The organism is Chromohalobacter sp. 296-RDG (assembly GCF_029889885.1).
GTDB lineage: Bacteria > Pseudomonadota > Gammaproteobacteria > Pseudomonadales > Halomonadaceae > Chromohalobacter.
On record NZ_JARANY010000003.1, the window covers coordinates 38,963 to 51,414 of the forward strand.

The window sequence follows — 12,452 nt, forward strand, 5'->3', positions numbered from 1 at the left end:
GGCCTGGTGTCATTATTGCACCTGATAACGCACGGGCGACGCATTGCTGGAGACCCCGGCCCACTCGGCCGCAACACGCCCCAGTTGGCGTGACAAGCGGCTCAAGGGATCAAGCGCCGGCGTATAATCATGCAGTTGCACATCATCGAAGCGCTCCCGTGACAATCCATCGAGGCTCTCCAAGCCGTCGATCAACCCCAGGTCGAGCGCTTGCTCCCCGGTCCAGACCAGGCCGGAAAAGAGCCTTGGGTCGTCGGCCAGGCGTTCGCCGCGTGCGCCCTTGACATCCTCGATGAATTGACGATGGGTGGTATCCAGCACGTCCTGCCAGAAATCCCGCTGCTCATCGCGCATCGGAGAGAAGGGGTCGAGAAACGCCTTGTTGTCGCCGGAGGTAAAAACTCGACGTTCGATACCCAGCTTGTCGATGGCCTCCTGCATCCCAAAGCCGGAATAAATGACACCGATGGAGCCCACCAGGCTCGCCGGGGCGGCATAGATATCGTCCGCTGCCGACGCCATGTAATAGGCACCGCTCGCCCCGATATCCTCGATCACCGCCACGACCGGCTTGTCGCCCTTTTCCGTCAAACGGCGTACTTCATCATAGACACGCTGTGACTGCACCGGGCTACCGCCAGGGCTATTGATATGCAGCACTACTGCCCGCGACGACGGTGCCTGCCACGCGGCACGCAGCCCCTCGATGATGCGCTCGGCACTGGCCTCACCATCGGCATCGATGACACCGTCGACCTCGACGACGCCCAGATGGGGCGCACCGACACTACCGGTCATGTCGCGACCGGCGAAGAATAGCGCGTACGCCGTCATCGCCAGCGACGACGCAATCAGCAGCACAACCACTAGACGAAAGAACAGTTTCCAGCGCCGCGAACGCCGCTGCTCGACGAGCACGCCATCGATCCAGCGATCGAGCATGCGCTGCTCACGCAGACGCCGAAGCTCGCGCAAGCGCTCGGGATCGCTTGTCGACTCCTCGAAGGACTCGTCGGCCTGATTGCGTTCGCGCGGCGCACGCCCGACCTCGGCGCCCTGCGTCCAAGCGTCCTCGCGTTTATCATCACTCATGAGATTTCACTCCGACTCACCGTGCCCATTCCTGTATCACGTATGTCATCGTGGTGATCTACATACAACCAATCCATCAACATCGAGAACGTGTTGGCCATCAGCACCGGCTCGCTACGCGCCAAGCGCTCACGAGCATGCACGCCATAGGTCACCGCCACGCGATCCATGCCCAGTGCCCGCGCCATCTCCATGTCGTACTCGGTATCGCCGACCATCAACGCCTCTTCCGGCGACAAGCGCATCTCGGCCAGCAATTCTTCCAGCATGCGAGGGTGCGGCTTGGACAGCGTTTCATCGGCCGTACGACTCGCGTGGAACCATTCACCACTGCCTGTGCTCGTAAAGATACGCTCTAGACCACGGCGACTCTTGCCGGTCGCCACGGCCAGTCGCAGGCTCGACTCGCTGCGCAGGTGTTTCATGCCGGATGCTACCCCCTCGAAGAAGTGCATCGGCTCACGCTCGGCGGCAACGAAATGTGCCGCGTAACGCTCGCGCAAACGCTCACGCTGCTCCGCAGTCATACCCGGGTACAGTTTGGCGATGGCTTCCGGCAGCCCCAGCCCGATAATGTCACGTACCGCCGCATCCGACAGCGGCGTCCAGCCGATATCCTGCGCGGCTGCCTGCATGCAGGCGACGATACGCGCCGCAGAATCCATCAAGGTGCCATCCCAGTCGAAGATCACTAAACGATAGCGCAACCCACTTTCCTCTCATCGGCGTTATTCGAGGCCGCACCCTCGCGACTCATGAACCAATCAATTGGCACGGCGCGCTCTCGCCAATACCGCTTCGAGCGTTTCCCCCAGCGGCGCCTTGACGTGCACCGGGCGACCGCTCGACGGCTCGGGAAAGGTCAAGGCATGGGAATGCAGGAACAAACGATCGAGCTTCAACTCACGCGCCAAGCGTGCGCCCTCGCGAGTACCGTACTTGTCATCCCCCAACAATGCATGCCCGGCATGACCGGCATGCACGCGAATCTGGTGCGTGCGTCCGGTCACCGGCTCGGCCTCGATCAGCGTGACACGCGAGAATGCTTCGCGCACGGCGAAACGCGTGCGCGACACCTTGCCTTGCTTATCGACACGCACACGACGCTCGCCGTTGCCCGCATTGAAGCGATCGAGTCGGGCGCTGACGAACTCGCGCCGCGCCGGCCAGCGCCCCTGAACCAGGGCCAGATACTTCTTATCCATCTGATGTGCCTTGAGCGCCTGATTCAAGGTCACCAACGCCTCGCGCGACTTGGCCAACAACAGACAACCGGAGGTATCACGATCCAGGCGATGCACCAGCTCCAGGAAATCGAGATCGTCACGGACCTGGCGCAACGCCTCGATCAGCCCGATCTTCACGCCACTACCGCCATGCACGGCGAGTCCGGCCGGCTTGTTGAGCACCAACCAGTCGGGGCCCTCGACCAACACGCTGCCCGCCAGCAAGTTGCGTAGCCCGTCACTGACGTCGCGCACGGCTTCTTCAGGTGCCAGACGTAGCGGCGGTATGCGGACCATGTCGCCCAGCACCAGGCGGTAGTCCGCCTTGACCCGCTTCTTGTTGACGCGAATCTCGCCCTTGCGCACGATACGATAGATCAAGGACTTGGGCGCTCCCTTAAGCCGCGTACGCAAGAAATTGTCGATACGTTGCCCGACCTGTCCTTCGCTTATTTCTACCCACTGTACGTCGCGGCCCTCGGCCATGCGCACCCTCTCCTTTACGAATCGCCACCGAATTGTCGCCTACTTGACGCCAACCAACATTCTACCGCAGCGAGACCTGCTTGACTCCAATTGCTGCGTTATCGCTTTACTGTTATATTCGAGACTCGTTCAAATGGGTATCAAGCGCCCGTCAATTGCGCCTGCTCTACAGACACGCAGGCCCGAACGAAGAACATGACATCCCCGCTGGCGACGACATCATTGCCGCACTTGGGGAAACGAACGTCTGGAACGCCATGCCCGCCAGGGGCGCACGATATTGTCGGCGCCACCACACGGGGTGACATAAACACCGTGCCGGGGCCGGCGTCGCCGAATCGACTTATTGCTAGCTGTCTGGCGGATGACCGCAGGGCCGGACGGGCACACTCCCGCCGGGACACGTCCTGCCTCCGCCGAGTACTCAACATGCTCTTACAGTGTTCAGGGATGTATACGACAGGATCGATACGAACGGGATAACGAAGTTGAACACCCCTCGAAGCGCTGGCGGGCCCCTCGTCCACCGCATTCGGCGGCCATCATCATCACGCGCATCGTCCCCGGCGGGCGATGACGACCGTTGGTATGCCTGTCTTGTCGCCCACGGCCTCCGGGTCGCCAAGACATCGTCACGACATGCAGTGAGCACAAGCATGCAAGCAAACGATTCGACGCGCCGTTACCACGCCTTGTCGTTAGACCGGCACGCTTAGTCAGTGAGACTTGCATGAAACGAATGCTCATCAATGCGACACAGCCCGAAGAGCTGCGCGTCGCGCTCGTCGATGGACAACGCCTGTACGATCTCGACATCGAATCCGGTGCCCGGGAACAGAAAAAGGCCAACATCTACCGTGGCCGCATCACGCGTATCGAGCCCAGCCTCGAAGCCGCCTTCGTCGATTTCGGTGCCGAACGCCACGGTTTTCTCCCGCTCAAGGAAATTTCGCGGGAGTACTTCACCAAAGAACCTTCCGGGCGCCCCAACATCAAGGAAGTCCTCAAGGAAAACCAGGAAGTCATCGTCCAGGTCGACAAGGAAGAACGCGGTAACAAAGGCGCCGCGCTGACCACCTTCGTCAGCCTGGCCGGGCGCTTCCTCGTGCTGATGCCCAATAATCCCCGTGCCGGTGGTATCTCGCGTCGCATCGAGGGCGAAGACCGCGCGCAGCTCAAGGACGCCATGGGCCAGCTCACCGTTCCCGACAAGATGGGCGTCATCGTGCGTACCGCCGGGATCGGGCGTTCCCCCGAAGAGCTCCAGTGGGACATGGATTACCTGGTGCAAGTCTGGGAAGCGATTACCGAAGAAGCCGGCAAGCGTAGTGCCCCCTTCCTCATCTATCGCGAGTCCAACGTCATCATTCGCGCCATGCGCGATTACCTGCGCCATGATATCGGCGAGGTCCTGATCGACAGCCCCGAGGTGCACGAGGAAGCCCTGCATTTCATCCGCCAGGTCATGCCCTCCTACCAGAACAAGATCAAGCTCTACGCCGACGACGTTCCGCTTTTCTCGCGCTTCCAGATCGAGTCGCAGATCGAGACCGCCTATCAGCGTGAAGTCAAACTGCCCTCCGGCGGCGCCGTGGTCATCGACCACACCGAAGCCCTGGTATCCATCGACATCAACTCGGCACGCGCCACACGCGGCAGCGATATCGAGGAAACGGCGCTTCAGACCAATCTCGAAGCCGCCGACGAGATCGCACGGCAATTGCGGCTCCGCGACATCGGCGGCCTGGTGGTCATCGACTTCATCGACATGACGCCAGCCAAGAACCAGCGCGAAGTGGAAAATCGTATCCGCGATGCGCTCAAGCTCGACCGTGCCCGCGTGCAGATCGGGCGCATCTCGCGTTTCGGCCTGATGGAAATGTCGCGCCAGCGCCTGCGGCCCTCGCTCGGCGAAACCAGCGGCGTGGTCTGCCCGCGTTGCAACGGTCAAGGCACCATCCGCGATATACGCTCCATCTCGCTGTCCATCATGCGCCTCATCGAAGAAGAAGCCATGAAGGAGCGCAGCTCTCAGATTCGCGCGGTGCTTCCAGTACCGGTAGCAACCTATCTGCTCAACGAAAAGCGCAGTGTGCTCAACGACATCGAGCAACGGCAAGCCGTCCAGGTCGTTCTCTTGCCCAACCCCGACATGGATACGCCGCACTACGACATGCAGCGTCTGCGCGACGATCAAGTCAATGAAGAAGACGGCCAGCGTTCGAGCTTCGAATTGGCCACCGAAACCGAGGATACCCACGAGCCCGATCCAGTTTTCGACAAGCCGGCGCAGCGCGCCGAAGCTGCTGTCAAGAGCGTCGCGCACAATACCCCGGCACCTACTTCGCTGCAGACCGACGCCGAGCCCCAAGGCAAATCGAGTACTGCAAGCGCCACCACGACGCCTGCGACAGCGCCCGAAAGTGGGCTTTTCTCACGCATGGTGAAAGGCCTCGGCAAGCTGCTCAATGGCGATGATAGCGCCGCCCCGTCACAGGGCACTGAGTCCGGTGCCGAGTCGCCAAAACGCGCGGCCAGCAAGTCGTCCACGGCGGATTCCTCGCAACAGCGCAACCGTAATGGCAACAGCCAAGCGGGACGTTCAGGCGACAAGAAGACCGCCGACAAGCAGCAGCGTCAGACGTCACGTGACAATCAAACGTCACGCAACAATCAAACGTCACGCGACAATGATGAGACGCGCCGCGATACAGCCTCCAGCAGTGGCAACAATAACCGCAAAGGCAATAATAACCGCCAGCGCCGTAATGGCGAGGAATCACAAGAGCGCCAGGCATCGCGTAACGAAGGCCGTCGCGAAGAGAACAACAACTCGCAGTCCAACCGCAACTCAAAGCCTTCGCGTGGTTCCGGCAAGTCGAACAATGGCGAACGTAGTGAAAAAGCCAGTAACGGCGACAACTCGAAGCAGAACACGCGTAACGACGGGCGCAATGAAACCCGTAACACCGGTAAATCCAACAAGCCCCGCACGGAAAACAAGGACACCAAAGACACCAAAGACACCAAAGCCAACAAGCCCAAGTCGGAGTCCACATCACAAGCAACACCCGATGACAAGACCTCAGCCTCTTCTGCACAAGGCCAAACGCCGAAGGCAGACAGCAAGCCGAAGCGCACGCGCAATAACCCGCGCCAGCGCAGTCGCAAGCATGCCGTGAACCCGCAATCCGTCGCCGAGCAGGAAAAACTGCAAGCTCAGCAGCAGGAAGCGGCAAGTGAACCGGCACAAGACGTTAAGGGCGAAGCTTCCAGCGCTGCGGTCTCGCCCGCCACGTCGACAGAAGACAAAGCGAGTGCCAAACCGAGCGAAGCAGCATCGTCTGCCATGACCGAAGCGACGCCCGAGGCCGCGACACAGACCGACGAGCTTCAGCCTGCGGCCACGGCCGAGCACGACTTGGCGGACACGCCCCGCGCAGACGCCACGAAGCCGTCATCCCCGGCCGAGGCACCGGCGACCGGTCGTGTTACCGATGCCTCGAAAGACGATGCGGCACAAGTCGACACCACGGAGCCGAAAGCGGACAACGCCGAGCGCCCCGCCGCCCAGGCGACATCGGAAGAAGCACCCGCTGAGGGCTCTTCACAAGCGCACGCTGAAGACTCTTCACAAACGCCCGCTGATGGCTCTCCGGCACAGGCGCCGACGCACACCGCGCCCGAAGATGCAGACGACACCGCCGAAGCCCCCAAGGCGGAAAGCGGCCCAACGTCTCAGGCCGAGAAGCAGGCTCCCGAGGCCAGCGACGCGCCGGTCGCGAGTGAGACATCTGCGCCGTCTACGCCCACCGAGCCCCGAGCGGCGCAGGCAAGCGATGACAAGACGGAAAACGATGACGTGACGCCGTCCTCCCAAGCTGAGGGCGAGAACGTCACCGTCACCGATACGACCGCTGCGACAACGTCCAAGGACAGCGCCGAAGCACAGGTCAGCTCGGCTTCGACTGCGACGCCCACAACGGCGTCCAAGGACGAAACGCCGGCCTCGATCGACGCCCCGACCAGCACCGAGGAAACGTCTGCGACGCCAGCCGAGTCTCCGGCACCGACAGCCACACCTCGTGCCGAGGAGGCATCCGCTCCGGCAGCCACTACCACGGTAGCGTCGCAAGCGCCCCAGGAAACGACCGCGCCGCGTCAGCGCCGTCGCGCCCACAACGACCCGCGCGAACAGCGTCATCGTCTCCAGGAAAATCTCTTCCGCGGCGACGACAACGCCTAAGTTCCCAAGGCGGCCGGCTCGGCCGCCTGCCGGACACAAAAACGCCTGAAGGATGATGCCTTCAGGCGTTTTTTTATGGTCACTTCACCTGGGTATTCAATAATGCATTGCCACAAGCCTTCGCCAGACACACTGGCGAACGTGGATACTTCGCGGGCGCACTACCCCATCAGGCGGGGTTCTCGCTCCAGCAACACCCCGAATACCTGATACACGGTATCGCGAACATGATCGGCCAGTGCCAATAGTTCCTGCCTGTCGCCACCCCCGAAGTGCACCAGCACCAATGCCTGGCGCTCATGCACGCCAAAGGCGCCCCAGCGAGTTCCTTTGAAGCCGCAGCGCTCGATCAACCATCCCGCAGCCAGCTTGACGCGCCCATCCGGTTGCGGGAAATGCGGCATCGCCGGATATTCGCGCAGAAGACACTCGGCTTGAGTTACCTCGAGCACAGGATTGGTGAAGAAACTGCCGGCGTTACCCAGCACGTCGGGGTCGGGCAGCTTCTCTCGCCTCACCGCACACACGGCATCAAAGATCTCCTGTACCTCGGGATGAACCGAAACACGCTTGGCAAGATCGCCGTAACCCAAGCGAGGCGCAGGGCGGCGTGACAACCTCAACACCACCTGCGTTACCACGACACGCCCTGCCAAAGCGCGCTTGAAAATACTGTCACGGTAGGCGAATTCACAATCATCGCGCGAGAAAACGGCGTCGCGGCCATCATCGCAGTGCATGACATGCACCGCATCCAATACGTCGGCAAGTTCGACACCGTAAGCGCCGATATTCTGGATCGGCGCGGCACCGACATGGCCGGGGATCAACGCCAGGTTTTCGATTCCCCACCAGCCGCGTTCGACACATGCCGTGACAAGATCGTGCCAGGGCATCCCCGCCTGGGCGTATACGAGAATCGTCTGATCATCGCTTTCTTCCCACCACCAGTCGTCACTCGCCACCTGCAAGGTCACCCCTGAGAGACGGGGCGCCAATATCAGATTGCTGGCGCCGCCCACGATATTGAGCGGGACCGCATCGTCTTCTGCCATGACCAGCGCAGTGCGTATCTCATCGTGCGTGGTGGCCGCGATGAAACGTTGTGCACGACAGGGCAACCCTAGCGTATTATCGAGTGTCGCGGCATCAGCGCGCGCCATCGCCCGGCTCCGAACACTGCACTTCAAGGCATTGACGGCAAGTGTCGATCAAGCCGTCGGCAGCCTGCTCGATCAAGGCGAATACATTGGCAAACCCGTCCCCCGGCCCGTAATACGGATCCGGCACGGAGCGCTCGGGGGTCCCTGCGAAATCCAGCAGCAGACCGAGATGCGCTTGGCAGTCGGCAGGCGCCATACGTCGCATATGAGCCAGGTTGTCTGCATCCATGGCCAGCAGGTAATCGAACGCCTGAAAGTCGTCGACTCGAAGCTGGCGCGCGCATAGCGAGCTGATATCGATACCTCGCGCTCGCGCTTCTTTCTGGGCACGCGGGTCGGGCGGTTCGCCCACATGCCAGCGCCCGGTACCGCAGGAATCGAGCGCCACGGCCTCCGCAAGGCCCGCCGCATGCAGACGCGCACTGACGATACCTTCGGCAGTGGGCGAGCGACATATATTGCCCAGACACACGAAGAGGATGCGGATCATGTCGCGCCCTCCTCCTCGGCGATCAGGCGACGCACCCGTTCGAGGTCCTCCTGAGTGTCGATCCCCGCCGGATGGGCCTCGCAGGCCAGCGCCACCTGAATGCGATGCCCATGATGCATGGCCCGCAATTGCTCGAGCTGCTCCAGTTGCTCGAGCGACGACGGCAACCAATCGACATACTCGGCCAGGAAACCGGCACGATACGCATAGAGTCCGATATGGCGTAGCCAGGCATCGGTCTCCAGATGATCGGGACGCTGGGCGAAGCTCTCTCGGTCCCAGGGTACCGGCGCACGGGAGAAATACAGGGCGCGCCCGTATAGATCGCGCACCACCTTGACCACGTTGGGATTGAACAAGGTCTCGACGTCACCGATGGGTTCCGCCAGGGTGGCAACCGAGGCACTCGCATCGTCGGCGAGACGCCATGCCACCTGATCGATCAGCGACGCCGGAATGAACGGCTCATCGCCTTGCACATTGACCACGATGGTACCGACATCCAAGCCTAGACGTGCCGCCACTTCAGCGAGGCGATCGGTACCGGAGGGATGGTCACGCTCGGTCAGCATGACCTCGGCTTCATAGGGCCGCATGGCCGACTCGATACGCGCATCATCGGTGGCCACCACCACACGCGTGGCACCGCTTTGACAGGCACGTCGCCATACGCGTGCGATCATGGGCTCGCCGTGGATATCCAACAAGGGCTTGCCCGGTAGCCGTGACGCGCCATAGCGCGCCGGTATCACCACGACCACATCATTCATGTCGCATCATCCCGCGCCTCTCCGGCACCGCTACGCGTCTTGGCCAGTTTCTCGTCGGCATCCATGCGGCGCGCTTGTTCTGCCAGCATCACCGGAATGTCGTCTTCAACGGGATATGCCAGGCCATCGAAGTGACACTTGAGTTCACCGCGCTCGCGGTCGTACTTGAGCTTGCCCTGGCAGTGTGGGCACACCAGCATTGCCAGCATTTGCTTATCCATGGTTCACCTCTCGGTCAACGCCGCCAAGCGGCCTTCTAGCCAGATCATGAGCGCCGGGTCGGGATGCGCTTCGACATCCAGTACCCAGCACCGTTCATGTGCGAAAGGACGACACTTGACCGCATCCTTGGCCGTCATGACCACCGGCCGATTATCGGAAAATTGCAGGTCGGCGGCGTCGAAGCGATGGTGATCGGCCAACGGACAGGGGTCGAATTCGACGTTCAGTCCCGCCAGTGTCTCGAAGAAACGCGATGGATGACCGATCCCCGCCAGGGCATGCACGCGTCCATTGAACGGTCGTCCCTCGATGGGATAACAGACGTCATCAATCAGATGCCGCCAACGCGACGGCGTCAGATGCATACTGTAGTTAGGCACCGGCAAGTCCTGCTGCAGGGAGCCGTTGCCGATGACTGCATCGACGTCTTCCAATCGGGAAAGCGGTTCACGCAGCGGCCCCGCGGGCAGACAGCGACCATTACCGAAGCCGCGCGCACCATCCACCACCACGAGTTCGATATCGCGCCCCATGGCCAGATGCTGCAGCCCATCATCGGACAGCAGGATGTCGCAGCCGGCCGCGATCAACTTGCGTGCGGCACGTGGGCGATCGGGATCAACCGCGACGGGAAGCCCCGTCTGGGCCGCCAGCATGACCGGCTCGTCGCCTGCTTCTACCGGGGAGGTTTCCGGCGTCACGTATAGCGGATAACGCCGCGCATGGCCGCCATAGCCGCGCGAGACGATGCCCGGATGCCAGCCACGTTCGGCGAGCCAGCGCGCCATCCATGCCACCAGGGGCGACTTGCCGGTTCCTCCCACGGAAAGATTGCCGATCACGATCAACGGTACCGGAGGTACCCAGACCGTCTTCGTGCCACGCTGATAGGCCCTGCGTCGCGCCCCCATGGCCGAAGCATACAGCCCCGCCAGAGGACGCAGCGGCATGAGCCAGGCCGCGTCACGGTACCAGGCATCCTGCAAGCGACTCACTCGGCCTCCTGGAATTGCAGTTGGTGAAGCGCAGCATAGGCACCATCCTGCGCCAACAATTCAGTATGGGTGCCGCTTTCGATGATCTCGCCCTGCTCCATGACCAGAATGCGGTCGGCGCGCTCGATGGTCGACAAGCGATGGGCAATGACGAAGGTCGTGCGCCCACGGCATACCGTTTCCAACGCTTGCTGAATATAACGTTCGGATTCAGTATCCAGCGCCGAAGTGGCCTCGTCGAGCACCAGCACGGGGGCATCCTTGAAAATGGCCCGCGCGATAGCCAGACGCTGCCGCTGGCCGCCGGACAGCATCACTCCGTTATCGCCGACGACGGTATCGTAGCCTTTCGACAGCTGGTCGATGAACTCATGCGCGTGGGCGGCGCGTGCGGCGCGCTCGACGGCTTCCCGATCGGAATCCGGGTGCCCATACGCAATATTGGCACCGATGGTGGTGTTAAAAAGCGTTACCTGCTGGGAGACCAGCGCGATGCGCTGACGCAGCGGCGACAGCGAATACGTCTGGATATCTACGTCATCCAGCGTCACCTGCCCTTCGGTAGGGCGATAGAAACGGGGCAGCAAGCTCACCAAGGTCGACTTGCCGCTACCGGAACGCCCCACGATGGCCACCATCTCTCCGGCGGGGATATCCAGATCGATCCCCTTGAGCACCTCGGCCTGATCCTCGCCATAACGAAAGCGAACACCTTCGAAATGTACACGCCCGTCGATGCGCGTCGGCACATAGGAGCCCTCGTCGACTTCGGGGGATTGCTCGAGAAGACCGAACAACTCCTGCGCGGCGGAAAGTCCCTTCTGGATCGTGCTGTTGACCTCGGTAAGCTGCCGCACCGGCTTGGCCATCAACGACGCAGCGGTGATGAAGGCCACGAACTCGCCCGGCGTCATCGAGGCCATCAAGGCCGGCGCCATCGCCAGCCATACCAGTCCCGCCAGCGAAAGCGCCACCAATAGCTGGATGACCGGCGTGCTGACGGCCTTGGTAAACGCCACCTTCATACTCTGCTCGCGGTTGTAGTCGCTAGCTTCGGCGAAACGCGCCTTTTCATAGCTTTCGGCGCCGTGGGTACGCACCACGCGATACCCTGATAGCGCTTCGGACGCGACATGGGTGACATCGCCCATCGAATTCTGAATGCGCCGCGACAAGCGTCGGAAGCGCTTGCTGGTGTAACTGACCACCAGCCCGATCAACGGTGTGACGGCCAAGAAGAGCAATGCCAGCATCCAGTTGGTCCAGAGGAGATAACCGACCAGGCCAATCACGAACAGGCCTTCACGCAGGATGATAGTGATGGCGTTGGTCGCGGCCCCGGTCACCTGCTCGACATGGTAGGTGACGCGTGACAACAAATGGCCGCTGGAGTGCATATCGAAAAAACGCCCCGGCAGGCTCAACATGTGATTGAACACTTCGCAGCGCAACGCATGCACCACATTACGAGCCACATCGCTCATGTAGTAGGTACCCAGGAATGTCCCCACGCCCCGCGCCGCGAACATGCCGATCACGAACAGAGGCAACATCAGGCGAAAGGCCGCATCGGGATTCTGGATGCCGTCGATCAGGCGCTTCATCATTTCCGCCAACGCGGTGCTCGAGGCCGCATAGATGGCATATCCCACCACGGCGGCCATGAATGCCTTCCAATGCGGTTTAACATATCCCAGCAAGCGACGGTAAAGGGACCAACTGGTAGCGTTTCTCACGGCGTCTCCGCTGGTTGAGAGGCTTG

Annotated in this window: 10 protein-coding genes; 1 reads left to right on the forward strand and 9 read right to left on the reverse strand. The window is 61.6% G+C overall.

Translation table 11 applies throughout. The annotated features are described in order from the left end of the window. Positions 1 to 12: 12 nt before the first annotated feature. Genes sppA through OP495_RS02295 form a run of 3 tightly spaced genes read right to left on the reverse strand, consistent with a single transcriptional unit; the run spans position 13 to position 2,804 of the window. The gene (gene sppA, locus OP495_RS02285) at positions 13 to 1,092 is read right to left on the reverse strand and encodes a signal peptide peptidase SppA (RefSeq protein WP_280561311.1); all 1,080 of its coding nucleotides are present in this window, start codon (positions 1,090 to 1,092) and stop codon (positions 13 to 15) included. Continuing rightward, the gene (locus OP495_RS02290) at positions 1,089 to 1,799 is read right to left on the reverse strand and encodes an HAD-IA family hydrolase (protein ID WP_280566919.1); all 711 of its coding nucleotides are present in this window, start codon (positions 1,797 to 1,799) and stop codon (positions 1,089 to 1,091) included. The genes sppA and OP495_RS02290 overlap by 4 nt, the downstream gene beginning before the upstream one ends. A 57-nt stretch (positions 1,800 to 1,856) precedes the next feature. Continuing rightward, positions 1,857 to 2,804 carry an RluA family pseudouridine synthase gene (locus OP495_RS02295; protein ID WP_280566922.1) on the reverse strand — a complete coding sequence of 316 codons (948 nt, stop codon included), beginning with the start codon at positions 2,802 to 2,804 and terminating at the stop codon, positions 1,857 to 1,859. Between the two features lie 730 nt (positions 2,805 to 3,534). Here OP495_RS02295 and rne point away from each other — a divergent pair. Continuing rightward, positions 3,535 to 7,050: a ribonuclease E gene (gene rne / locus OP495_RS02300; protein ID WP_280566925.1), complete on the forward strand. Its 3,516-nt coding sequence runs from the start codon at positions 3,535 to 3,537 to the stop codon at positions 7,048 to 7,050. A 161-nt stretch (positions 7,051 to 7,211) separates the two neighbouring features. Here the strand turns inward: rne and murB are convergent, their stop codons facing one another. From murB to msbA, 6 genes are read right to left on the reverse strand one after another with little or no spacing between them, the layout of a single operon-like run. Next, positions 7,212 to 8,213 carry a UDP-N-acetylmuramate dehydrogenase gene (gene murB, locus OP495_RS02305; RefSeq protein WP_280566927.1) on the reverse strand — a complete coding sequence of 334 codons (1,002 nt, stop codon included), beginning with the start codon at positions 8,211 to 8,213 and terminating at the stop codon, positions 7,212 to 7,214. After that, positions 8,200 to 8,703, reverse strand: coding sequence for a low molecular weight protein-tyrosine-phosphatase (locus OP495_RS02310; RefSeq protein ID WP_280566932.1), 504 nt, complete (start codon positions 8,701 to 8,703; stop codon positions 8,200 to 8,202). The genes murB and OP495_RS02310 overlap by 14 nt, the downstream gene beginning before the upstream one ends. Next, entirely contained in the window at positions 8,700 to 9,473 is a 774-nt protein-coding gene (gene kdsB, locus OP495_RS02315) for a 3-deoxy-manno-octulosonate cytidylyltransferase (protein ID WP_280566934.1), read from the reverse strand. The genes OP495_RS02310 and kdsB overlap by 4 nt, the downstream gene beginning before the upstream one ends. Further along, positions 9,470 to 9,694: a Trm112 family protein gene (locus OP495_RS02320; protein WP_280561319.1), complete on the reverse strand. Its 225-nt coding sequence runs from the start codon at positions 9,692 to 9,694 to the stop codon at positions 9,470 to 9,472. The genes kdsB and OP495_RS02320 overlap by 4 nt, the downstream gene beginning before the upstream one ends. 3 nt (positions 9,695 to 9,697) lie before the next feature. Further along, positions 9,698 to 10,690: a tetraacyldisaccharide 4'-kinase gene (gene lpxK, locus OP495_RS02325; RefSeq protein ID WP_280565224.1), complete on the reverse strand. Its 993-nt coding sequence runs from the start codon at positions 10,688 to 10,690 to the stop codon at positions 9,698 to 9,700. Continuing rightward, entirely contained in the window at positions 10,687 to 12,426 is a 1,740-nt protein-coding gene (gene msbA / locus OP495_RS02330) for a lipid A export permease/ATP-binding protein MsbA (RefSeq protein WP_280566936.1), read from the reverse strand. Before msbA ends, lpxK begins: the two co-directional genes overlap by 4 nt. Between the last annotated feature and the right edge of the window lie 26 nt (positions 12,427 to 12,452).